This window comes from Paraburkholderia sp. GAS334 (assembly GCF_050436625.1).
Taxonomy (GTDB): domain Bacteria; phylum Pseudomonadota; class Gammaproteobacteria; order Burkholderiales; family Burkholderiaceae; genus Paraburkholderia.
Genome location: NZ_JBNDMO010000003.1, coordinates 165,961 through 189,193, shown reverse-complemented (window position 1 = coordinate 189,193; position 23,233 = coordinate 165,961). Strand labels below are relative to the sequence as shown.

Genomic DNA, 23,233 nt, shown 5'->3' with positions numbered 1-23,233 from the left:
TCCTGGCAGGTCAGTACGCCGGACCTGTCGAAAACTTCAGACTGGAAGCAACATGAATCCCTCGATGCAACTTGCACCGCCTCCGCTGACAGGCGGAAAGCTGGTCCTTGCGACACTCGCCGTCGCGCTCGCGACGTTCATGAACGTGCTCGATTCATCCATTGCCAACGTTGCAATTCCAACCATCTCGGGCAATCTCGGCGTATCCGTCGACGAAGGCACGTGGGTGATCACCCTCTTCTCGGCGGCCAATGCCGTCGCCATTCCGCTGACGGGCTGGCTCACGCAGCGCCTCGGCCAGATCAGGCTGTTCGTGGCCGCGATCCTGCTGTTCGTGTTCTCGTCGTGGCTGTGCGGCGTCGCGCCGAACCTGATCGTGCTGCTCGCTTCGCGCGTGTTGCAGGGTACCGTTGCGGGCCCGCTGATTCCGCTCTCGCAGGCTATTCTGCTCGGCTCGTATCCGAAGGAAAAAAGTTCGACGGCGCTGTCGCTGTGGGCGATGACGGCGACGGTCGGGCCGATTGCGGGTCCTGCGCTGGGCGGCTGGATCACCGATAGCTATAGCTGGTCGTGGATCTTCTATATCAACATTCCAGTGGGCCTGTTTGCCGCCGCCGTGACGTGGGTGATCTACCGCGACCGCGAATCGCCGACGCGCAAGCTCCCCATCGACAAGGTCGGCCTGCTGTCGCTGATCGCATGGGTCGCGTCGCTGCAGATCATGCTCGACAAGGGCAAGGATCTCGACTGGTTCAACTCGCCTGTGATCTGCACGCTCGCCGTCATCGCCGCCATCAGCTTCCTGTTCTTCCTGATCTGGGAGTTCACGGAGAAGAACCCGATCGTCGATCTTCGCCTCTTTGCAGAACGCAATTTCCGCGGCGGCACGATTGCGATCTCGGTCTCGTACGCGGTGTTCTTCTCGAACCTCGTGATCTTGCCGCAGTGGATTCAGGGTTATCTCGGCTATCGTTCGGTGGATGCCGGTCTCGTGACGGCGCCGCTCGGCATCTTCGCCGTGCTGCTCGCGCCCGTGATGGCGAAGATCATGCCGAAGTCCGATGCGCGGGTCCTCGCGACGCTGGCCTTCCTCGGCTTTGCAGGCGTGTTCTTCATGCGTTCGCATTACACGACGGGCGTCGACCCTTATACCCTGGTGCTGCCGACGCTGCTGCAAGGCATTCCCATGGCGCTCTTTTTTACGCCGCTTACCGCGATCATCCTGTCCGGGCTGTCACCCGACAAGATTCCGGCGGCCGCCGGCCTGTCTAACTTTGTGCGCGTGTTCGCGGGCGGCGTCGGCACATCGTTGATCTCCACGGGCTGGAACGATCGCACGATCCTGCACCATGCGCGACTCGCCGAACAGTCGAGCGTGAACAATCCCGACTATATGAGCGCCGTCGGGAACCTGCATGCGACGCTCGGCGGCGGCATGGATCAGGCCGCGGCGTTTTTCGAGCACTCGCTGAATGCGCAGGCCGCGATGCTCGGACTGAACGATATCTTCTGGCTCTCGTCGATGATCTTCATTGTGATCATTCCGCTGGTCTGGCTGACCAGGCCCGGCAAGGGCGGCCATGGTGCGGCGGCGGGTGCGCACTGAGATCTACGCAGCTGGCCGCTGGCATCCGCGATAGCGCCGGTAGACGCTTACGCCATCCATAGATTGCCCGGAGCAAACAGCCGACAGTCACAATGTCCGTGTGTCCCGAGTGTCAAGCGGGACATCCGGCCGCATGCCTTTTAGGCCCAAGCCTGACAGCGCCTTTGGCTTGCCTGGCTAACCGTGCTGCTCAACCTGGCACCCCATCCGCCCTGGCGCTCGCAGAAAACGGCACTTCCTCGCAGGCGTACCGCCGTTCACGGAACGAGTTACATTGTTCCGGTGGCTTCACACCGAGTCGTCACCCACCCAGGACGCACCGGGCAGCTTCCGATTGACGGAACAATCGGTTTCATCGGTTTCTCTTCCGGGCGAACCCAGATGAACAATCCTCTACGCGACTTCACGTCGCGCTAACACAGTCGTACTAGAATACCTACGGTGATCGCTGGCGGTGACGTGCAACTGTCAGACGAGAAACACAACGTGAGTGTATCCGGCGGTCGACTCTGGACGACCGGCCCAGGACCACCGACGGGCACGTCAGCGGTCGGTGGCGCGTACCTGGCATGGATGGACGCCGTCACGAAGGACGGATTCGCCGGAACGGGTCCATTGCTGCTCGCGGCGTCATGGACGACATTGTCAGACCCGCCGCTGCGTGCACGGCCGGTAGGGCGGAAGGAGGCGAGATGAGTTTGGGGCCGCATTCGACTTCGGTCCAGGGCCCACACGACCGCAAGGAGCCAGTGGTCTATGTGGTCGACGACGACGAGGGGATGCGATTCGCCCTCGGCGGTCTGCTGCGCTCGGTCGGGCTACGCGTGGAGACATTCGAATCGTCGCAGGACTTTCTTGCTTTCCCGAAGTGCGATGCGCCCAGTTGCCTGGTTCTCGATGTCAGGCTGCGCGGCGAAAGCGGCCTTGCCTTTCAGGAACAGATTGCGAAGAGCGGTGTGCACATGCCGATCGTATTCATGACAGGGCATGGCGATATCGCGATGACAGTCAAGGCCATGAAAGCTGGGGCAGTCGACTTCTTCGCGAAGCCGTTTCGCGACCAGGACATGCTGGACGCAGTCACTAATGCGTTGGCGCGCGACGGTGAGCGTCTTGCGGCCGAACAATCGATCGCGGCGCTTCGTGCCGCCTACGACTCGCTGACACCGCGCGAACGAGAAGTCATGGGGTTCGTCGTGGCCGGACTGATGAACAAGCAAATTGCCTCCGAAATGAATCTCAGTGAGATTACCGTGAAGATTCACCGAGGCCAGGTAATGAAAAAGATGGCGGCGCGATCCGTCGCGGATCTCGTCAGAAAATCAGAATCACTGGGCGTTAATCCACGGCCCCAGAAGTCGTCTTGAAATCGGCGAGATCGGGAAGCGCCGTTCCGGCCTGTCGTCGATCCGCTACGGCAGGTCCAGCGCGACGCTGAGCCAATGTGCGATGGCGTCGACATCAACCGGCTTGTCGAGTACAGCCAGCGCGCCGTTCGCCAGCGCCTTCGCCTTCAGGTCGGCCCCCGGGAACGCCGTGATGAATATGGTCGGCGGCGCATATCCGAGTGCCAGTACGCGGTCGTGCATCGCGATCCCCGACATGCCGGGCATCATGATGTCGGAGATCAGGCACGACGTCTCGGCGATGTGGCCGGATTGCAAGAATTCCTCTGCGGATGCGAACAGGCGTGTATGCCTGCCGAACGAGCGTACAAGAGTCTCCGTCGCGAGGCGCACGGCCTCGTCGTCATCGACAATCGCGACTATCTGAGCAGAACACAAAACCAGCCTCGACTTTTAGGAAAGGGAGGGCGCATAGCCAGAACACCGCCGCGCGCGGCAAGAACGCCACCGCGTGCGTCTACGATACCCATCGTAATTCTCATACCGGTGACCGAGAATCATACAAACGTATTAGTGCGCCGCAAGCACATCGCTCAATCCTGCTCGAAGGCCGGCGAGGCCAGGTACGGCTTTCAGGTCCGCTGAAACGGCAAACTCATACTTTAATATGAGTCCTGGCGTTCCTTGCATCGCGGCCGTATGAGTAGAGTGCTACACATCCTGATCGGCACATGCAGACCGCCGGCGCTTGTGCCACAGCGGTTGTTTCCGGTTGTTTCCTCGACGATGCGCAGGATCCTCACCACAGGGCGGCCGATGCGTCGTGTGCAGTTGCAAGGGCAGCAGGGACGCAATATGAGCAGACTTTCTTCGTCTGTTGTCTCTCGCGTCGACCCTCGCCGCGTCGGTACTCCCTACCGTGGCATACGTTGCTCGCTGTGTGCTTGAGACGAAACGAGCATGCTTATGAGACTGTTGAGCGTCAACACGAGATATGTTCCTCACTACACTCTAGACACCGTACGCACGAAACCGACGCTTCGCGACTGAAGCGCGCAGACACCTTGCGGCGCGTGCCCCGGTCCCGCGGGTTATACCCTGGTATGAGCGTTCGAAGCCTATGTAGGGGCAGCACCACCCGTCCGTAGAATGGTTTTGTGGCGCCCGCGCGCCTATCTTTGTCTCATGGCCGGTGCGATCGCGCTGTGCGCTCCCAGCACGCCGTGTGGTGTGACGGCCAGTTTTGAGGAGACAAGCCATGTTCAACAGACTGCACAACTGGATCCTGGTCGGCGGAAATGCGTACGACGAGTACACGTTTGTACCGTGGCTTAACAGAAACGTGTATCGGCGAACAGTGGACCTGCGCCGCATTTGCCTGCAATAGCTGGCGCAACGCAAATCTGAAATGAGCGCCGTGAACGTTCTTCACTTGCGTGCGTTGTCCGGGCGCGACGTCCTGCTGCACGCGCTGCCGTTTGCATTCCTGCTGGGGCTGCGTCAATGACCCGCCACATCATAGGTGCAACAACACGACAGTCGATGTCGATTCCAGAACGCATGCTGGCGCCCCCCACAGCACGGCCATGCATGTGTCAATAGTAGGAGCCATCAATGGATCAATCGGATACATCGCAGCACGGCTTTCGCGTTGGCCTGCCAGATAGCGCTGACGCTTTGTCTACCTGTTTCGCGACGAGCTACGCGGGGATCATCGCGTTCATGGCGGTCGCTACAGAGGGAAGCTTCGTCAAAGCCGCCGAGCGATTGGGGATCGGACGCTCGGCTGTGTGTCGAAATGTTCAGAAGCTTGAAATGCAGCTAAGCACTCGCCTGTTTCTCCGAACGACGAGGACAACAAACCTGACGCAAGAGGGCGAGAGGTTCTTCGAGAACTGCAACCAGGGCGTGGCCCATATCGTCGAGGCAATGAACGATATGCTGGATCTCCGCCATGGTCCGCCTCGCGGCTTGCTTCGCATCAGTTCGACAGTTGGATTTGGCCGCAAGGTGGTTGCTCCGCTGCTTTTCAGGTTCTCCGAGGTCTACCCCGATATCGCGGTCGACCTGCTTCTGGATGACAGGCCAGCAGATTTCCCCGCAGAACAGATCGATGTCGCGTTTCGCGATGGATGCATCGAGGACTCCTGCATCATTGCGAAACGGTTGATTCCTATGCAGATGGTAGTCTGCGCATCCCGTGCCTATGCCGAAAAGCGGGGACTGCCGTCCACCCTTGAAGATCTGTGTGAGCACGACTGTATCAATTTAAGATTCTGCAGCGGGCGCGCCCTTGAGTGGGAGTTCAAGGTAGACGGCCATATGCGAAAGTCTCTGCCGACCGCCAGATTGACCTTCAATGACACAGACCTGGTACTGAAGGCGGTCCTGGAAGGTCGCGGAATCGCCCAGATGCCCGGATATCAAATATGCGATTACATCGCGCGCAATGAGCTCGTCATGGCTTTAAGGCCGTATGTGCCGGACGACCGGGGTCACTACATCTGCTATCTCTGCCGACAACATTTGCCGTCACGCATTCGTGTGTTTGTCGACTTCATGACCGAGCAGATCCGCGCACTCAATCTGAATTACCTGACCGGCTTTAACGCGGATGACACCGAGACTTCGAGAGAGAAGATGGCGGCATGAATTCCGGTTTGGCGGCTGTGCGCGGCCGGCGCGATTATCCTCTGGGCGCAGTTCGCGACGCAGGCCTCCCACGTGCCGACGTGCCTCCGCTATTGCTGACGGGCGTGGCGCTGTCGTCGGGAGTGTGACGTGCCTGCTTCGCGCCCGCGAATGGCGCGTGCCTTTGCGGACGATGGCGCGCCCGGCATCGTTTGCCCGTTCGAGTATCACGACAGCCTGGTGACGGCATTCCGGCTGGCGCCCGTCGCCGAGGCGAACCTGATCAACTACCTGTGGCCCTTGCTGCTGGTCCTGCCCGGCACCTCAGTGTGAGGCGGCGCGGATTGCGCCGGGAAGATGGCCGGCGCGATGCTCGGCTTCGGCGGCTGCATTCCATCCCGGCGGCAGTCAGCGTAGCGTGAACGCCGATCCCACCACGTCCCTCCGACCACTCCCGATGGCGCCGCGGTCGCTGAGGTGTATCCTCACGAAATGCCTGCACCTGCAGCGTTGGTAATCGACGAGATGCCGTGCTGTAAATCGATTTCGGAGCGCACCCTGCCCCGATTGTGCGGACGAATGTAGCCTTCAACGCAATGTCGGGCAGCTGCCTGATGGCAGCGTGCGGCAGACGAAGACCTACTTAGGGTTCCGGCGCCGATGGGTAACATACTCCAGATCTTGTGGGACGATGGCGAGCGCGTGTTCTGTCGAGGGCGGCGCCCGGGCGAGGGCGGCGGCCACAACGTCCTGCTTGCGCGGCCCGCCGCCGAACATCCATTACCTGCCAGCCTTGATCGCCTCGCTCACGAGTTTGGCCTGAAGGACGAACTTGAGGGCGCGTGGGCGGTGCGGCCGCTGGAACTGGTGCGCGAAGGGGGCCAGACGCTGCTGGTGCTCGAGGACCCCGGCGGTGAGCCGCTCGCGCGGCTACTCGACGCGCCCATGGAGATGGGACATTTTTTGCGGCTCGCTGTCGGCATCGCTGCGGTGCTGGGCAAGCTCCACCAGCGCGGCCTCGTCCATAAGGATCTCAAGCCCACCCATATCCTGGTGAACTGTGCCGACGGAACGGCGCGGCTCACCGGATTCGGCCTCGCCTCGCGGCTGCCGCGCGAGCGACAGGCGCCCGAGCCGCCCGAGACTATCGCCGGCACGCTTGCCTACATGGCGCCCGAGCAGACTGGCCGGATGAATCGCTCGATCGATTCGCGCAGCGACCTCTATGCGTTCGGCGTCACGCTCTACCAGATGCTGACGGGCGCGCTGCCGTTTACGGCCGCCGACCCCATGGAATGGGTGCACTGCCATATCGCCAGAAAGCCGGTGCCGCCCAGCGCGCGGGTGGAGACGGTGCCTGATGCCGTCTCCCTCATCGTCATGAAACTGCTCGCCAAGACGGCGGAGGAGCGCTACCAGACTGCCGCCGGTGTCGAGCATGATCTGCAGCGCTGCCTGGCCGACTGGCAGCACCAGCGCCGAGTCGATGACTTCCCACTGGGCGAACACGACACGCCTGACCGGCTGCTGATTCCCGAGAAGCTGTACGGGAGGGAGCGCGAGGTCGATACCCTGGTCGCCGCATTCGATCGGATCGTCAGGAGCGGCGCGCCGGAGCTGGTGCTGGTCTCCGGCTATTCCGGAATCGGCAAATCCTCAGTCGTCAATGAACTGCACAAGGTGCTGGTGCCGCCGCGGGGGCTCTTCGCGTCCGGCAAGTTCGACCAGTACAAGCGCGACATCCCCTATTCGACGCTGGTGCAGGCGTTTCAAAGCCTGGTGCGGCCGCTTCTTGGCAAGCGCGACGCGGAGCTGGCGAACTGGCGCGACGCGTTGCTGGAGGCGCTGGACCCCAATGCGCGGTTGATGACCGACCTCATCCCCGAACTGAAGCTCATCATTGGAGAGCCGCCACCGGTCCCGGTACTTGAGCCGCAACAGGCGCAAAGCCGTTTCCTGCTCGTGTTGCGGCGCTTCATCGGTGTTTTCGCCCGGCCGGAACATCCGCTGGCTATCTTCCTCGATGATCTTCAATGGCTTGACGCGGCAACGCTCGACCTGCTCGAGGATCTGCTGACCGGCTCGGAACTGCAGCACCTGATGCTGGTCGGCGCCTACCGCGACAATGAGGTCGATGCCACGCATCCGCTGACGGTCAAGCTTCAGGCCATCAGGAACGCGGGCGTCAAGATCGCTGAAATCACGCTGGCGCCGCTCGCCAGGGAGTACATCCAGCAGTTGATCGCGGAGGCGCTTCACTGCGAGCCGGAACGCGTCGAGCCCCTGGCTCAACTGGTGCATGACAAGACAGCCGGCAATCCATTCTTTGTGATCCAGTTCCTGCGCGCGCTTGTCGAAGAAGACTTACTCACCTTCGATCATGACGTGGGGCGTTGGTGCTGGGATCCCGATCGCATCCATGCCAAGGGTTACACCGACAACGTCGTCGACCTGATGGCCGGCAAGCTGACCCGCCTGCCGGCTGAGACGCAGCAGGCATTGCAGCAGCTTGCCTGTGTCGGGAACGTTGCCGGGATCGCGACGCTTTCGACCGTTCTCGGCGTCCCGGAGGCGCAGGTCCACGCGGCGTTGTGGGAGGCGATTCGTCAGGAACTGGTCGAACGGCTGGAGGGCTCCTACGCGTTTGTTCACGACCGGGTTCATGAAGCCGCCTATTCACTGATCCCCGAAGCCTCGCGCGCCGAGGCCCATCTGCGGATCGGGCGGCTGCTCGCCGAAGAGACGCCCCCGGAAAAGCGGGAGGAGGCGATCTTCGAGATCGCGGGTCAGCTCAATCGTGGCGCCGCGCTGATCACCGGGCAGGACGAACGGGAGCAACTGGCCGGGTTCAACCTGCTCGCCGGCCAGCGCGCCAAGGCGTCGACAGCCTATGCCTCGGCACTCACCTATCTCAATATCGGCGTGACGCTCCTTGCGGAGGATAGCTGGGACCGTCAGCACGAGACAATCTTCGCGCTGGAGCTGAACCGGGCCGAATGCGAATTTTTGACCGGCGAGTTATCGGTCGCAGACGCGCGCTTGACGGCACTGTCAAATCACGCCACGACAACGGTCGAACAAGCCATCGTCGCGTGCTTGCACATGGATGTCTGCCTGGTCCTCGATCAGAGCAGCCGTGCGATTAGCGTCGGCCTCAATTGCCTCCGGCATTTCGGTATCGAGTGGTCACCCCATCCGGAAGACGAAGAGGTACGACGCGAATACGAGCGCATCTGGTCAGCGCTTGGGGATCGGGCAATCGAAGCTCTGATCGATTTGCCGCTGATGGAGGATCCGGCGTCCCTGGCAACCGTCGATATTCTGATGAAGCTCTGGACGCCGGCCTTGTATACCGATGAGAACCTGGCTTCCCTGACGATTTGCAAGGCGGTCAGTCTGAGCCTTGAGCGCGGCAACTGCGATGCTTCCTGTTTCGCCTATGTCATCCTCATCAGAATCGCAGGACCGCATTTCGGCGACTACACGGCAGGATTCCGATTCGGCCAGCTAGGCTACGATCTCGTCGAACGGCGCGGGCTAAAACGCCTCGAGGCGAGAACCTTTGTTTGCTTCGCGCTTTTTGTCGTGCCCTGGATGAAACACGTGGGGGCTTGCCGTGATCTGCAGCGCCGCGCTTTCGAAGCGGCGAACCGTGTCGGTGATCTCCAGTATGCAACCTACACGCGCAACGATCTGAACTCGAACCTTATTTTCTCTGGCGAGTCGCTGTCCGAGGCGCTAAGCGAAGCCGAACACGGCCTCGCGTTCGCTGAGAAGTCGCGGTTCGGCCTTGCCATTGACATCATCGCCACGCAAGTCGCGCTGATGCGGACTCTTCGGGGACTCACACCCAAATTTGGTTGCCTTGACGACGGGCAGTTTGATGAACTTCGGATCGAGCGCCGTTTTTCAGAGAACCCGGACCTGGCGATTGCTGCGTGCTGGTACTGGATCCGGAAATTGCAGGCTCGCTGTATCGCCGGCGAGCATGCGGCAGCTATGGACGCCGCAGCGAAGGCGAAAGGGCTGCTCTGGACCACGGCGTCGTTCTTCGAGGAAGCCGAGTATTACTTCTACGGCGCGCTGTCCCACGCCGCCTGCTGCGATTCCGCGTCAGCCCACGAGCGACAACAGCACCTGGATGCTCTGGCTACGCATCACAGGCAACTGAAGGTCTGGGCGGAGAATTGCCCGGAGAATTTCGAGAAGCGCGCCGCGCTGGTGGGCGCGGAGATTGCCCGGATCGAAGGCCGCAATTTTGATGCGATGCGCCTTTACCAACAGGCCATCCGCTCGGCACGCGCAAACGGCTTTGTGCACATCGAGGCGCTTGCCAACGAACTCGCCGCGCGATTCTACGCGGCGCATGAATTCGAGGTCATCGCCGAGACCTATTTGCACAACGCTCGCTACTGCTACCTGCGTTGGCGAGCCGACGGGAAGGTGCGGCAACTCGAGGAGAGGTATCCGTACCTGAGGACGGAAGAGCCCGCGCCCGGCCCAACGGGCACAATCGCGACGCCGGTCGAACACCTCGATCTCGCGACCGTGATCAAGGTGTCGCAGGCGGTCTCGGGTGACATCGTCCTGGAAAAGCTGATCGAGATGGTCATGCGTACGGCGATTGAACAGGCCGGCGCCGAACGAGGTCTGTTGATTCTTCCGGACGGCGGCGAGCAACGGATAACCGCGGAAGCGACGACTGGCGGCGAAACTGTCGTCGTGCATCTACACGACGAGCCCGTGACCGAGGCGGTGCTACCGGAGTCCGTTCTCTATTACGTCCTGCGGACCCGGGAGAGCGTCATCCTCGACGATGCCGCGGCCGATCCCTCGTTTGCTGCAGATCCTTACATTGGTCAGCATCGTGCTCGTTCCATTCTCTGCCTGCCGTTGATGAATCAGGCGAAGCTCACTGGCGCGCTCTACCTCGAAAACAATCTCACTACCCGCGTGTTCACCCCCGACCGCATTGCCGTACTGAGGCTGGTGGCCTCGCAGGCCGCGATCGCGCTGGAAAATGCCCATCTGTACCACGAACTCGTGGAACGCGAAGCGAAGATCCGGCGCCTCGTCGACGCCAACATCATCGGGATCGTCGCCTGGAATGTCGAGGGTGACATCCTCGAGGCCAATGACGCATTTCTTCGCATGGTGGGATACGAGCGTGACGATCTCGTCGCAGGCCGCGTACGCTGGAGGGATCTGACGCCGCCGGAATGGCGAGAGGGCGACGAACGAGCACTACTAGAGATCGGGGAGACGGGGCGCGTGCAGCCCTACGAGAAAGAGTTTGTCAAAAAGGACGGCAGCCGCGTGCCCGTCATGGTCGGTGCGGCCACGTTAGAAGCAGGCCGGCAGGAAGGCGTCGCTTTCGTGCTCGATCTGACCGAGCGCAAGCAGGCGGAGGAAAAAGTCCGCGAGAGCGAGCGTCGCTACCGCGAGGTGCAGACGGAACTGGCGCACGCAAACCGCGTCGCGACCATGGGCCAGCTCGCGGCCTCGATCGCACATGAGGTCAACCAGCCGATCGCCGCGACGGTGACCAACGCCCAGGCTGCGCTGCGATGGCTGAGCGCACAGCCCCCTGGCATCGACGAGGTCGGGCAGGTGCTCGGCCGCATTATCAAGGATGCCAATCGGGCGGGGGACGTGCTCGGCCGGATCCGCGGGCTGATCAGGAAGACGCCGCCGCGGAAGGAACCCGTGGACATCAACGAGGCGATCCGCGAGGTGATCGAGCTTACTCGTGGCGAAGCCTCGAAGATCGGCGCCTCGGTGCAGACGCAACTCGCGGACGGTTTGCCATTCATCGAAGGAGACCGAGTCGAATTGCAACAGGTCCTCCTCAATCTGATCATCAACGCGATCGAGGCGATGAGCGGTGTCAGCGATGGCGTACGACAATTGCACATCAGCACAGGGAGAGCCGACTCCAGCTACGTGCTCGTGACGGTGCGCGATTGGGGACCGGGCTTTGCTCCGCACAGCGCCGAGCGCGTTTTCGCTCCCTTCTACACCACGAAGCCCACCGGTTTGGGGATGGGGCTGTCGATCTGCCGTTCGATCATCGACGCACATGGCGGCCGATTGTGGGCGAGCGCGAACCTGCCCCGCGGCGCGGTCGTTCAATTCACCGTGCCCGCCCATCCAGCCGTTTCATCGTGATCGCCACGCAGCGCGAGGACCTCCTGCGGTTGCGGCCCGCGCGGACGTTCGGACATAGTGCTATCCCGCGTGAAGGCGCGATACAGAACTGAAGTGAGCCTTCGCGTGATTTATCGCCGCGACGGAACGACATTAGTATCAATTGCCGCGCTAACGACCGTAGCCAGGAGCGGTGCCGACGTTCGAATATCCGAGCCCGAGTGCAGGCCAGTGTCCGTAGATGGCCGAACCCTGTCCCACGACGACGGGCTCAGCTCGACCCACAACAGACTGAGGCGACCTGGAGACCGGCAATGGCGTGCGCGGCGAAGCGCTGTGTGTCATCGCGGGCGAGCGTGTGTTCGGCGTGCGCGTGGTCAGTGGTACGTCGTCGTAGACGACTGCAGCTTCGTCAGCGCGCCGCGCTTGAATCGAAACCAGCCTTGCGAGCCTTGCATCACGACCTCATCGTCTTGCCAGAACACGCGCTTGACCGTCATACGCGTGCCACAGCGCTGCACAAGTGGGGGACGGTGGCGAAAGTCGTACAGCACCGGGCCGGAATCGGTCTGCACGAGCGTGCGGTCAACAGTGTCATTTTCGTTGCCCATGTCATCGAAATGCGTGAGCGTGCTCGCGCCAAACCGATCGAAAATTTCCTTGTCGAGCATCGCCGCAAATTCGTGGTCGACGCGCACGAATTGCAGTGTGCCCGAGGGCGTGCCGAGCGGGCCGGACGCGTTGCTTTGCGCATGAACGCAAGTCGCGAAAAAGGCGGCTGCGAGCGCAGCGGCGAACAGTCGTCTCATGTTGCCTTTCAGGTTCAGCGGCGTCTCCGACGACGGAGCACGACTCGCAATCGTTCCTTGGGAACATTGTCGTCGATTTTGGCCGACACGTCGAAGGTCTGCAACTGGCTGAACAGAGTTTGATGCGCTCGGCATAGACCGACCCCTGAAGAGACGGTCGCCATTCTTGCCGCTGCCCTAAGTCGAGCTCAGCAGGCGGGGCGAATTCAACGCAGCGCTTGACGAGCAGGGTCTACGCACATTTCTATTGTGTGTCATTCAAGGGTTTCGCGTTCTCGGTAAAGTGAGTTTTGAAGAGAAGGATCTCGTCCCGATCGCCGACATGACGATGCGTGCGCTGATCTAAAACTTTTTCCCAATTTCTCGAACGACCAGTCACGAATATGCCGACAGGATTTTCGTCCGCGCCGTCCGGTCGCGAAGCCGCTTCTGCGACCGCTGCTGCATAACCTGGTCAAAGTGCAGGTGACCCGCTATATTTGTCAGACGCCATGCGCCCGGCGGGCGCCGCGCGAAGCATGCCCGCGGTGCTGGATGAATCGCCCCGTTTGCGCAGGGCCCGGCAGGACTCGGGACGGCGCGGACAACGAAGGAAGAGTCCACCTGGGAGCTGACGTGAGATATCAACTGGGCGCATTCGTGCTGCTCGCAGCCAGTACGGCCGCATCGGCACAGTCGAGCGTGACGCTGTATGGCCGCGTCGACGGAGGCGTCGAGTACCTGAATCACATCGCCAACGGCACGGGCGGCAGCTCGAGCCGCTGGAGCGCGGAAGGGGGCGACTGGGGCACCAGCATGCTCGGCTTCAAGGGGACCGAGGACCTGGGCGGCGGCACCAGCGCACTGTTCGACCTCGAAACCGCGCTGCAGATCATGAACGGCACCACGGGCGGCGGCAAGATGTTCTCGCGCCGCGCGTACGTCGGCTTGAAGAATGAGACGTGGGGCCAGCTGCAGGCGGGACGCAATCTCTTCATCGACAGCGACGGCGTGTGGGAATTCGATCCGTTCGTGCAGCAGGCAGTCTCGTCGGCCTCGCTCGTGCGCGGGCGCAACTGGCAGCAGACGAGCAACAACGTCGAATATCACAGCCCCGTCTGGCACGGCCTCGACGTGCAGGGGCAGTACGCGTTCGGCAACCAGGCGAGCGGCTTCAACAACGGCGCCGAAGGCGATTTCGGCCGCTCCGACGGCATCATGCTTAGCTATCACTCGCCGCTCTTCGACCTGCGTGGCATCTACGACGAGCTGCGCGATTCGAACGGTCGCTTCTCCAACATCTTCACGGCCTCGCGCGAGTACTTCGTGGGCGCGAACGTGCGCGTGCAGAAGTTCAAGATCCAGGCCGCGTACGCGCACTACGCGGCGCCCGATTCGCCCGCGGGCGCGTCCGACAGCGCCGACCACTACTGGCTTGGCGCCACGTATCAGGCCACGCCGCGCTGGGCCGTGACGGCGGCGGGCTTCTACATCCGGGTGGGCGACGGCGGCGGCGACGTCTCGCACGATCCGGGCAGCCACGCGATGCTCTATGCGCTCGGGACCACCTACAACCTGAGCGCGCGCACGTTCCTGTACGGCACCGTCGCGTACGTGAACAACAGCAGGAACGGCACCTTCTCGGTGTTCGCGACGCCGCGCGATTCGAGCTCGCCGACGAGTCCGATGGCCGGCGAATCGCAGACCGGCGCGTACATTGGGATGATGCACGTGTTCTAACGTAACTTTTTTTTTCCGCATTTCCGACATGCCCGAGCGCACCGGGCCGGCCGGATGCCTCGCCGGCGTTCGCGCCGGCGTGCCCGCGCTGCGGGTATCGCGTGACAGGCGGTGCGAGCGGCGTCCTCAAAAGAAAGTGCGCTGCTCGGCGAACGGCGCAGTCTACGATTCAGTAAAAACGTGGTTGACGATATTCCTCGGCCCATTGAAACCGCGCAACAACGGAAACCTGTCGGGTACGCTGTCCGCATTCGATCAAACGGAGTTCGGGGCGTCGCCAAACCTTTCTATGAGTTCGACTGGGAGCGTTTTTGTTCCCAAAGCCTGCGCGCAAGGGAACAAGTGCGGATTCGTGCTCGCCCTCCACGGCTGTCTGCAGGAAGCATCATTTATCGGCAACCGCTGGGTCACCGAGGCCGGCATCAATGAATGGGCCGACACGAACAAACTGGTGGTCTTGTATCCCGACACGATTGCGTCGTCTGCGCCAGGACCGACGAACCCGAATGCATGCTTCGACTGGTGGGGCTACTCCAATCAATACGACCCGAACTACGCACTCAAGAGCGGCTTGCAGATGTCGGTGCTCTACGCGATGGTGCAGCGCGTGACTGGCCGACCGTAGGGCCGTCGTGGCATGGTTAGAATCGGGCGGCCGGTCGCCGCTGGAAGCACTGCTTATCAGGGTGCCAAATGGATGAAGGTGGGGCCGTCGAGCGCCGGCTTTTGACGTTCAACAAACGGAGGTTTCGGGGCATTCCATTCCCTCCGGCCACTGTATCGTCAACCGCGATCGCTTAATGGCCGATCACTGCCCATGCCACGCCTCACGTCGAAGTCACGGTACCGCCGAGGATGCTCATCAGAGTCCTCGCGTTCCGCTGTCCGTGGTCCTCGCAATTATTGATCTATACACCGATAAGTGTTACTGAGGTTACCGCAGACCGTGATCGACCGATGTTGTTGAAAACGTCGCTGCACGGCGTTTTCAATCCGCTGGTGAAAAAATCGACCTCTCAGATCGACCTGCAAACCGCTCTCGAACGTCGGTGAAGGGTAAGAAGACCCCCGAAAACCTTGAGAGAGAGACGCTCAGCGACTTTTTCAACAACATCGAGGACGGAGCCGACGCTGGAATGACCATCAGACAGCGAGACGGGATGACCTGGCCGCGTACTGCTTCATACAAAGGGCCTGGGCAATGTGAAATGCGCACGTCTGCGGTCGGCAGCACGCAACCCTGAGCCGCCATTAGCCATCCTGCGCAAGTGTCGCTATTTGACCGTCTGCTTTTTGGCGACTACCAATGCAATGCCGCCAAGGATTGCGGCCGAACTGCCCAGCAAGCGTGGCGTCAGCGGTTCACCGAGCAACACTATGCCGCCCATCGCCGCGATGACCGGCACACTCAATTGCACGGTGGCAGCGGTAGCGGCTTTCAGTCCCCTTAGGGCCGCGTACCAGATGACATAACCAACGCCAGAGGTCAATGCTCCGGAGAGCATGGCATACACCATTCCGGATCTTTCTAATGAGAGGTGCGCAGGTGTGAGCAGACTAACCGCTGCCGCAAACGGCACGGCTCGCAGGAAGTTCCCTGCGGTAGTCGTTGTCGGATCGCAAGAACGCCTGCCGCGCAACGAATAAATGCCCCACGCGACGCCCGCCCCCAGCATCAAAAGAGAAGGCTGCAGAGGTGGCGCCGAGATTCCGCGCAGAACGAGCCCGATCAGACCGCTCAGTGCCAACAACAGTCCCGCCCACTGCCGTACGCGCAGGTGCTCCCCTGTCCAAAGGCCGTGTCCGATCATCGTAGCCTGCACAGAGCCGAAAAGAAGCAACGCGCCTGTCCCGGCCGGAAGGCCGATGTATGCAAATGAAAACCCGGATGCATAGGCAAAAAGTGCAACGGCCGAATACCAGTTGCCAGCGATACCCCGCGGACTACCACGTGCTCGCAGCATCAACCAGAGCGCGAGCGCGGCGGACACCACCCGCACCAACGTGAATGTTGCTGCATCGACCCCCGTGCCTTTCAGCGCCAGACGGCAAAGCAATGAATTCCCTGCAAAGGCGAACATTGCGAGGGTGGTAAGCAAGGCGATTCGCGTACGCGGCATGGAGCGTCGGCGTCAGTCACGCGCCTGGGGGTCTGTGACAGCATAGTGTATCGCCCGCGAGGACGGCCAGGCGCCATTGTCAAACGAATTGCTCCCGCTCGACCCGCTTGCGCATGGTCCAGTAGGCACCATTGCAATCACCCGAGTCTCGGGTGACACGCGTCTTTGTCGCGCTTATCAACAGTGTCAGCTTCGTGGAAAAGCCACCAACCTGGTCAAAAGCACCGTCCACTGGCCGATTTCGGGCGCCACTGCTGATCGACCAGTCTTGGCCGAACTCTGCCCGATGCCGCTGCACGCCTGAACTCCTCAGCCGCGCATCGCGCCGGAGGCCGTAGTCGACCCGTTGCAGACCTTCACCTCAGTGCTCACGAACGGCCGCAGATCAACCTTTTTCGGCCATCCGGCTATCGCCTGACGCAAATCGATTTTGAGAGAATCAAATGACATCTCGTTCGAGGTTGCCGGTGGCCGTTTACCCGAATGATTTCCATTGGAAGTTTTGTCCGACGGCAAATCATGACCACCGGCGCCGAGGCTACAACGTCATACCCACAGGAAGAGTATGTCGGACGCCAGATGCGCTGCCGCCAGCGCGGTAATCTCGCTGTGGTCATAGGTCGGCGCCACTTCGACGACGTCGGCTCCGACCAGATTGATCGGCTTTAGTCCTCGCAAAATGGCCAGTGCCTGAGCTGATGACAGACCACCGGGGACGGGCGTTCCCGTTCCCGGTGCGGTCGCCGGGTCCAGGCAATCAACATCGAAAGTCAGGTAGACAGGTTGATCGGAGACGATCGATTTGATTCGCTCGATCACGGCGCGCGGACCGTGCTCATGAACCCACGGCGCGTCGATGATATTGATTCCAAGCGTGTCTTCATTGCTGGTTCGAATGCCGATCTGAACGGATGTCGCCGGATCGATCAAACCTTCCTTGACCGCCTTGAAAAACATGGTCCCGTGATTGAGGCTGTCTGGTGTTTCGTCTGCCCAGGTGTCGGTGTGTGCATCGAAGTGAATGAGGGAGAGCGGCTTCCCGAACTTTTCTGCGTGTGCGACCAAGAGAGGGTAGGTGACGTAGTGGTCGCCGCCAAAGGTCAGCATCTTCGCGCCAGACCGGAGGATCGTTCTGGCGTGCTCGACGATGGCCGCCTTGATGGTCATTGGGTCGTGCGCGTCAAACCAGCAGTCGCCGTAATCGATACAGGCAAGGGTATCGAACAGATCGACGCCCCACGGATAGGGATTTATCTCCGACAATTGCACACTCGCTGCCCGCACTGCGGCCGGGCCGAAACGCGCGCCCGGGCGGAACGACGTCGCGAGGTCCAGCGGTATGCCGGAAATCGCGACGTCAACGCCTTCGAGATCGCGCGTGTAGCGGCGGCGCATAAAGGACAATACCCCTGCAAAGGTATTTTCAACCGAAGTGCCGTGAAGAGACGAGCGGCGGATCGCGCCGTCGCCGTAAATGACGTCGTTCATATTGGTAGTATCGAGTAGAAGGAGGTAGCGACGTGCAGGGCTGCCGCGTAGTTTCAACCCGCGCGGAGCCTGTGGTTGCCGAGATGGTTGATCGCGCCTGTAAGACGCTTAGGTTCCGGCCTTCAATTTCGACCAGAGGCGATTTTCGAGGCGGACAATGTCAGCCGGCAGTGGCTTCGCGAGTGGCATGCGGCTCAGCACTTCGTCAGACGGATACACGGTCGCGTCGTGAATCATGTCCGGCGTCACGTACTGGCGCGCAGTGCGATTAGCGGTCGGATAAAAGACCTCATTCGTAATTTCGGCATTCACCTTCGGATCTTCAATGTAATTGATCCATTTCATCGCTGCTTCCGGGTGTGGTGCGTCCTTGGGTACGCCCATGACGTCGAACCACAGAATGCCGCCCTCCTTGACATTCGAGAACCTGATTTCGAAGGAGCGCCTGGCCTCGGCAGCACGCCTGCGTGCCATGCCACCGTCGCCGGACCAGGCAAGCGCAACGCAAATGTCGCCATTCGCGAGGTCATTGATGTAGCCACTGGAGTTGAACTGGGTGATGTACGGCCGCACTTTTTTCAGCACTTCGTAAGCCGCGGTGTAGTCGGCCGGGTTTGTGCTATTGATGTCCTTGCCCATGTATTGCAGGGTCGCGCCAAACACGTCGTTCGCCTGGTCGAGGAACGACACGCCGCAACTTTTCAGCTTCGAAACATTGGCCGGGTCGAGTACGAGGGCCCAGCTATCGACAGGTGCCGCGTCGCCTAGTGCCATTTTGACCGCCTGCACGTTGTACGCTACGCCGTCGCTCCCATAGGCCCACGGAACGCCGTACATGTTGCCGGGGTCCGCATCAGCGATCTTGCTCATCAGGACGGGGTCGAGATTGGCAAGATTTGGCATCTTCGCCTTGTCCAGCTTCTGGTAGATGCCAGCCTGGATCTGCTTGCCCATATAATTCGAAGTAGGGACTACGATGTCGTAGCCGGCGCTTCCAGCGAGCAGTTTGGCTTGCAGCGTGTCGTCACTATCATAACTATCGTATCGGACCTTAATGCCAGTCTGCTTCTCGAAGTTCGGAATCGTCGACTTCGCGATGTAGTCCGACCAGTTGTACACGTTAAGTTCTGAATCACCGGCTAACGCTGATGTGCTGACGAAGGCGGCCAATCCTGCGGCACAGATACCTGCGGTCGTGATTACGCTCCGGATCAGACGGAGATTCATGATTGTTTTCCTTACAGACAGAAAGTGGCTCAATGAGTACCCGCCGCAGATCGCCTCGTGGTGGTCGTTGCGAACAGCGTGGATGTCGAAGCCGATGGTATGAGCTCGCTCTGCAAAAAAATAACGAATCGTTTTTGTGGAAGTATCTCGTTTTTTGATATCTATGCTTAGACCACCTCCATTGCAGACGCTCCTCGCGTTCGAGTCGGCCGCGCGACTCTCGAGTTTTTCCCGCGCAGCACAAGAGCTTTGCATCACCCAGTCGGCGGTCAGCCATCAGATACAGCAGCTCGAGAGCTGGGCTGGGCAGCAGTTGTTCCGACGCGTGGGCCGTGGGGTGGTGTTGACTGATGCGGGGGAACTGTTCGGCAGGACCGTAGAGCAGATGTTGAGCTTGCTGTCGGACGTGCGGAACCGGATCGAGCCGTACGCAAATCCTGATTCGGTGATCATATACAGCCCACCATCCTTCGCTCACGGCGTACTGGCGTCCGCGCTACCAAAGCTGCGGGCAAACTACCCGACGCTAGAAGTCTGGATCGTCACCCAGCATGAGACGAGCGAGATCGATCGGGTCGACGTGGACCTGATCGTGGCAAGCAAGGGCGTGAGATCGCCCGACGTACACGCAACTCCATTGATGCGCGACTGTTCAGTAGCAATCTGCGGCGTCGAAGCGGCAAGCACTCTATCCACGCTTGCATTTCCTGATGTGCTTCAGGCGGCGCCTTTGCTGACGCTTGAAAATGACCCCGACTGGGCACCGTGGTTGCCCGAGCTCCGACGCAACGGCGTGCAGCCGTTGCGGGCCATCACGTGCGACGATCCTTATATTCTTCTCGATGCAGCATCGATGAACATGGGCATAGCGATGCTTTCACGCGTGTGGGCGCGACGCGAGATCGCGAACGGACGGCTTGTCGTGCTGGATCAGATCCCATCGGTCGAACTTCCGCCTCTATCCCTCTGGCGATCCAGTCGGACGTCGCGGTCCCCAATGGTCGATGTTGTCCACGCGTGGTTGCTTGATGTGTGTTCGGAAGATATGCCGATCGGCGCCCACTGCCTTCCGGCTGCTTTGGGCAGTACAACAGACGCTCACGCGCAGGCATCGGATGGCTGAACTTGGCCGAACTCTGCCCGATGCCGCCGCACGCCTGAACTCCTCAGCCGCGCATCGCGCCGGAGACCGTCGCCACCCTCAACGGCCCTTCGAGCCGGTCCGGAGTCAACGGCGGCCTCCAATTTACAGCGCCCGTTCGCCCAGGCACGCCGAACGACGAGTCATCGGGTGCCATTGCCGTCATTCACAAAAAGCGTTGGCCGTGACCCACTAGTTGAAGGTCCGGCGGAGAGGACTCTCCAGCGGTTCCAGACGCGCTTGAACGTGTGCATCCGACGAGGAACAGTCTACAATTCGATTGCCGAACGTCGTGACCGCTGGTCATCAACGTCGGGGTGCTCATTTTTCGCCACACTTCGATTGACCAGCGATCTTTTTGCGTCTCTCCCACCCAGTTTTGCTACCCTCACCTGAAGGAGAAGAGATGAAATCCATGAAGACCTACGTTGCCGCAGCGATCGCCGTCAGCGCCATTGTCGCGATCGCGCCCGATGTTGGTGCGCAAGAGACGACTGGTGCAACTTCAGCAACAACTCCCTCTCGTTCGTCGATTAGAGCAGCAAATATGCAGTTGGCGAAGCAAGTTCAGATGACGTTGTACAAACAAAAGGGCTTGGAGTCGACCGATGTTCACGCCGTCGCTCGTAGCGGCAAGATTACGCTTGTAGGTATGGTTCCCGATCAGGCGCAGATAGATCTCGCAGGGAAAGTTGCTGAGAGTGTTCCCGGAGTTACATCGGTTAAGAACAATTTGACAGTGGAAGAACCTGGACATTAATGTTTGAGTCCAACCGCATCCTTTGACTGCACTGGGATCGTGCGATATCCGTGGGACCGCCAAGCCTTGCTGCAAGCGGCTTGACGCTCTGCTACTGCCATTTTGCGCACGAAGTCGGAAGGATGCGACGTTACCGCTGCATCCTCCCCTAAGAACCCCGCATGCCCCGCCGAGCGCCACAAGTTGATCGAAGGCGCGCACATCGTGCAAGTCTTCGACGTGCTGCTCACGGCCCCGCAGCGTCAGGTACTCACGCTCCCCGGCGTCCCTGAGCACGCCTTTCGGTCGCCAGGCTAGCAACGAAATTCGCGTCGAATTGTGTCCTCGACCTGCGGAAAATTCGCGACCGTTTGGATTGGCCGATGACGCGGCGAGCCAGAATGGTGGACAAACGACCGGTATTTGAGCAGAGCCGACGGTCGAGTGTCACGTTCAACGTGTCGGCGAGCGGCGGAAACTGGCCCGGTTGTCGGCCGATGCGACGCCCCCGCGATTACCGGCTCCGGCCCGCCTGGACGACATCGACCACGTCGTAAAGCGGTCAGGCAAATCAAGGGGCTGCGGCTCTACTGCACCACTCGCCCCATGCAGCCCAAGAGGCTTATGACCGCGAGAACTGCAAGGAATAAACCGACAAGGAGACAGGCGCGAGATATTTGATGGGCGATTCGGACCTGTGTATATGACGCCACCACCGCGAGTACGTACTTTCTCTTCCGTTAGATAGCTCGATACTGTCGCAATTAGGCCGGCAGTAGATCCGAACAAAGTTCCGATCCAACCAAAGTGGATATTGCTGGTCCCCATGAGACGATGGCCACTGCCGCGGCCCCTTCGATTCGCTGCCCATCAATATAGATAGCCGTATGGAAAAGAAACGATCGCGAAGCAGGCGAAACCCGCTGTGTTCGCCGGTCGGTGCGCTGCTGCGCTACCGGACGCGCATCGTGCGCGTGATCGCCGAAGCGACACTGTATTGCCCGCGTTGTCGACGCAAGGCTTGCTGCTGGATTCAATTCTGTGAGACGTTGGCGGGCACGCGCGAAACCAGTCTAGCGTTATTCGCAGGGGGCGAATGCGGAGTGTGCGTCTGCAGCGTCTCTATTGTTGAAAACGGAAGCGTAGTGCTCGCTAGAAGCTGGCGTCCAGTTGGAATGATTTGTGCCCCGAGAACCATCCCCAGCAATCCCACGAGGGCCACCATTGGTGGCGCCGGCGAGCGTACACGAATCAGGCTGTATATCGCGCCGGCGAGAATGCCACCAACGAGCGAGAAAATATAAGGTTTCATCGGCAAAATTCCTCGGACTCCCGTATCAGCGTGCTCGATGGCTATCGCGAACCATTTGCATTCAGGTCGTAGCGATGGACGTTACGCTGGACGGCCCGCACCGGAATGACGATTCCGGCTGCGAGCCTCCCGTTTCAGCTCAGGATGCGCCGCCCCGTCAGGTCTTCGCCGGGACCGCGGCAAGAGACTCGTGCTTTGTTTCGGCGCGCTGCGGGGCCTTATGAACCATCGTGTAGGCGTAGTCGACGCCCATCCCGTATGCGCCAGAATGTTCCTTCACGATTTTCATCACGGCGTCATACGTTTCTTTGCGCGCCCAGTCGCGCTGCCACTCGAGCATGACCTGTTGCCATGTGACCGGGACGGCGCCAGCCTGGATCATCCGTTGCATTGCGTAGTCGTGCGCGTCCTTCGACGTGCCGCCGGATGCGTCGGCGACCATGTAGATTTCGTAGCCACCTTCGAGCATCGCGCAGAGCGCGAACGTCGTGTTGCAGACTTCCGTCCACAGGCCGGCGACGACGATCTTGTTCCGGCCGTTTTTCTTGAGCGCGTCGCGGACCTTCAGGTCGTCCCACGAGTTCATCGAGGTTCGCTCGAGAGTAGGCTGGTCCGGGAACACGTCGAGCAGCTCGGGGTACGTGAAGCCGGAGAAGCTTTCACTCTCGACCGTCGTGATAGTCGTCGGGATATTGAAGGTCTTCGCCGCCTTCGCCAGTCCGACGACGTTGTTCTTCAATACTTGACGGTCGATTGACTGGACGCCAAAGGCCATCTGAGGCTGTTGGTCGATGAAGATGATCTGGCTGTTGATCGGAGTAAGTACTTCCAGTTTCTCTTTGCTCATGATGCCATCCGTTCTATGAGGTTCTACCAAAACGTCGCGCCAGATTTGAGCGCCGGAAGAGCCACTTGCGTTGGTCTAATGAAGCGAATAACGACGTGACT

General features: G+C 60.5%; 18 protein-coding genes. 11 read left to right on the top strand and 7 right to left on the bottom strand.

Annotation, left to right across the window (positions count from 1 at the left end; all coding sequences use genetic code 11):
- Window positions 1-52: 52 nt before the first annotated feature.
- Together P3T21_RS07745 and P3T21_RS07740 are read left to right on the top strand one after the other, a co-directional pair.
- Window positions 53-1,606, top strand: a complete 1,554-nt coding sequence (locus P3T21_RS07745) for a DHA2 family efflux MFS transporter permease subunit (RefSeq protein ID WP_429255338.1) — start codon at window positions 53-55, stop codon at window positions 1,604-1,606.
- 692 nt (window positions 1,607-2,298) lie between these two features.
- The gene (locus P3T21_RS07740) at window positions 2,299-2,973 is read left to right on the top strand and encodes a response regulator transcription factor (protein ID WP_429255568.1); all 675 of its coding nucleotides are present in this window, start codon (window positions 2,299-2,301) and stop codon (window positions 2,971-2,973) included.
- A 45-nt stretch (window positions 2,974-3,018) separates the two neighbouring features.
- Here the strand turns inward: P3T21_RS07740 and P3T21_RS07735 are convergent, their stop codons facing one another.
- A complete protein-coding gene (locus P3T21_RS07735; protein WP_429255337.1) occupies window positions 3,019-3,345 on the bottom strand; it encodes a response regulator transcription factor in 327 nt (108 codons plus the stop codon).
- An 865-nt stretch (window positions 3,346-4,210) separates the two neighbouring features.
- On the opposite strand from P3T21_RS07735, the gene P3T21_RS07730 reads away from it, so the two are divergent.
- The 5 genes from P3T21_RS07730 to P3T21_RS07710 all read left to right on the top strand — a co-directional run bounded on the left by P3T21_RS07730 (window position 4,211) and on the right by P3T21_RS07710 (window position 11,751).
- Window positions 4,211-4,339 (top strand): hypothetical protein, encoded by a 129-nt coding sequence (locus P3T21_RS07730; RefSeq protein ID WP_429255336.1) that lies wholly within the window; start codon window positions 4,211-4,213, stop codon window positions 4,337-4,339.
- Between the two features lie 227 nt (window positions 4,340-4,566).
- On the top strand, window positions 4,567-5,604 hold the full coding sequence (locus P3T21_RS07725; RefSeq protein WP_429255335.1) for a LysR substrate-binding domain-containing protein: 1,038 nt from the start codon (window positions 4,567-4,569) through the stop codon (window positions 5,602-5,604).
- The gene (locus P3T21_RS07720; RefSeq protein WP_429255334.1) at window positions 5,601-5,732 is read left to right on the top strand and encodes a hypothetical protein; all 132 of its coding nucleotides are present in this window, start codon (window positions 5,601-5,603) and stop codon (window positions 5,730-5,732) included. Before P3T21_RS07725 ends, P3T21_RS07720 begins: the two co-directional genes overlap by 4 nt.
- 22 nt (window positions 5,733-5,754) lie before the next feature.
- Window positions 5,755-5,916 (top strand): hypothetical protein, encoded by a 162-nt coding sequence (locus P3T21_RS07715; protein WP_429255333.1) that lies wholly within the window; start codon window positions 5,755-5,757, stop codon window positions 5,914-5,916.
- Between the two features lie 327 nt (window positions 5,917-6,243).
- Window positions 6,244-11,751: a trifunctional serine/threonine-protein kinase/ATP-binding protein/sensor histidine kinase gene (locus P3T21_RS07710; RefSeq protein ID WP_429255332.1), complete on the top strand. Its 5,508-nt coding sequence runs from the start codon at window positions 6,244-6,246 to the stop codon at window positions 11,749-11,751.
- Between the two features lie 356 nt (window positions 11,752-12,107).
- Here P3T21_RS07710 and P3T21_RS07705 read toward each other — a convergent pair whose 3' ends face one another.
- A complete protein-coding gene (locus P3T21_RS07705) occupies window positions 12,108-12,539 on the bottom strand; it encodes a hypothetical protein (RefSeq protein ID WP_429255331.1) in 432 nt (143 codons plus the stop codon).
- Window positions 12,540-13,154: 615 nt separating this feature from the next.
- Between P3T21_RS07705 and P3T21_RS07700 the strand changes: the two genes are divergently transcribed.
- Window positions 13,155-14,258, top strand: coding sequence for a porin (locus tag P3T21_RS07700; RefSeq protein ID WP_429255330.1), 1,104 nt, complete (start codon window positions 13,155-13,157; stop codon window positions 14,256-14,258).
- A gap of 352 nt (window positions 14,259-14,610) precedes the next feature.
- Entirely contained in the window at window positions 14,611-14,883 is a 273-nt protein-coding gene (locus P3T21_RS07695; RefSeq protein ID WP_429255329.1) for a hypothetical protein, read from the top strand.
- 649 nt (window positions 14,884-15,532) lie between these two features.
- On the opposite strand, the gene P3T21_RS07690 is transcribed toward P3T21_RS07695, so the two are convergent.
- The 3 genes from P3T21_RS07690 to P3T21_RS07680 all read right to left on the bottom strand — a co-directional run bounded on the left by P3T21_RS07690 (window position 15,533) and on the right by P3T21_RS07680 (window position 19,093).
- The gene (locus P3T21_RS07690; protein WP_429255328.1) at window positions 15,533-16,378 is read right to left on the bottom strand and encodes a DMT family transporter; all 846 of its coding nucleotides are present in this window, start codon (window positions 16,376-16,378) and stop codon (window positions 15,533-15,535) included.
- A 546-nt stretch (window positions 16,379-16,924) separates the two neighbouring features.
- Complete coding sequence (gene speB / locus P3T21_RS07685) at window positions 16,925-17,866, bottom strand: agmatinase (protein WP_429255327.1); 942 nt, start codon at window positions 17,864-17,866, stop codon at window positions 16,925-16,927.
- 108 nt (window positions 17,867-17,974) lie between these two features.
- Window positions 17,975-19,093: a polyamine ABC transporter substrate-binding protein gene (locus P3T21_RS07680; protein ID WP_429255326.1), complete on the bottom strand. Its 1,119-nt coding sequence runs from the start codon at window positions 19,091-19,093 to the stop codon at window positions 17,975-17,977.
- Window positions 19,094-19,229: 136 nt separating this feature from the next.
- Here P3T21_RS07680 and P3T21_RS07675 point away from each other — a divergent pair, with 136 nt between their 5' ends.
- Both P3T21_RS07675 and P3T21_RS07670 read left to right on the top strand, forming a co-directional pair.
- On the top strand, window positions 19,230-20,216 hold the full coding sequence (locus tag P3T21_RS07675) for a LysR family transcriptional regulator (protein ID WP_429255325.1): 987 nt from the start codon (window positions 19,230-19,232) through the stop codon (window positions 20,214-20,216).
- 424 nt (window positions 20,217-20,640) lie between these two features.
- Window positions 20,641-20,994, top strand: a complete 354-nt coding sequence (locus P3T21_RS07670; protein WP_429255324.1) for a BON domain-containing protein — start codon at window positions 20,641-20,643, stop codon at window positions 20,992-20,994.
- A gap of 1,012 nt (window positions 20,995-22,006) precedes the next feature.
- Here P3T21_RS07670 and P3T21_RS07665 read toward each other — a convergent pair.
- Both P3T21_RS07665 and P3T21_RS07660 read right to left on the bottom strand, forming a co-directional pair.
- Entirely contained in the window at window positions 22,007-22,285 is a 279-nt protein-coding gene (locus P3T21_RS07665; protein WP_429255323.1) for a DUF1427 family protein, read from the bottom strand.
- Between the two features lie 157 nt (window positions 22,286-22,442).
- Entirely contained in the window at window positions 22,443-23,132 is a 690-nt protein-coding gene (locus P3T21_RS07660; protein WP_429255322.1) for a hydrolase, read from the bottom strand.
- Window positions 23,133-23,233 lie beyond the last annotated feature (101 nt).

Coding starts and splice junctions, on each gene's coding strand:
- P3T21_RS07745 (WP_429255338.1), top strand. CDS start 53: ATGAATCCCTCGATGCAACTTGCACCGCCTCCGCTGACAGGCGGAAAG.
- P3T21_RS07740 (WP_429255568.1), top strand. CDS start 2,299: ATGAGTTTGGGGCCGCATTCGACTTCGGTCCAGGGCCCACACGACCGC.
- P3T21_RS07730 (WP_429255336.1), top strand. CDS start 4,211: ATGTTCAACAGACTGCACAACTGGATCCTGGTCGGCGGAAATGCGTAC.
- P3T21_RS07725 (WP_429255335.1), top strand. CDS start 4,567: ATGGATCAATCGGATACATCGCAGCACGGCTTTCGCGTTGGCCTGCCA.
- P3T21_RS07720 (WP_429255334.1), top strand. CDS start 5,601: ATGAATTCCGGTTTGGCGGCTGTGCGCGGCCGGCGCGATTATCCTCTG.
- P3T21_RS07715 (WP_429255333.1), top strand. CDS start 5,755: ATGGCGCGTGCCTTTGCGGACGATGGCGCGCCCGGCATCGTTTGCCCG.
- P3T21_RS07710 (WP_429255332.1), top strand. CDS start 6,244: ATGGGTAACATACTCCAGATCTTGTGGGACGATGGCGAGCGCGTGTTC.
- P3T21_RS07705 (WP_429255331.1), bottom strand. CDS start 12,539: ATGAGACGACTGTTCGCCGCTGCGCTCGCAGCCGCCTTTTTCGCGACT.
- P3T21_RS07690 (WP_429255328.1), bottom strand. CDS start 16,378: ATGCCGCGTACGCGAATCGCCTTGCTTACCACCCTCGCAATGTTCGCC.
- speB (WP_429255327.1), bottom strand. CDS start 17,866: ATGAACGACGTCATTTACGGCGACGGCGCGATCCGCCGCTCGTCTCTT.
- P3T21_RS07680 (WP_429255326.1), bottom strand. CDS start 19,093: ATGAATCTCCGTCTGATCCGGAGCGTAATCACGACCGCAGGTATCTGT.
- P3T21_RS07670 (WP_429255324.1), top strand. CDS start 20,641: ATGAAATCCATGAAGACCTACGTTGCCGCAGCGATCGCCGTCAGCGCC.
- P3T21_RS07665 (WP_429255323.1), bottom strand. CDS start 22,285: ATGAAACCTTATATTTTCTCGCTCGTTGGTGGCATTCTCGCCGGCGCG.
- P3T21_RS07660 (WP_429255322.1), bottom strand. CDS start 23,132: ATGAGCAAAGAGAAACTGGAAGTACTTACTCCGATCAACAGCCAGATC.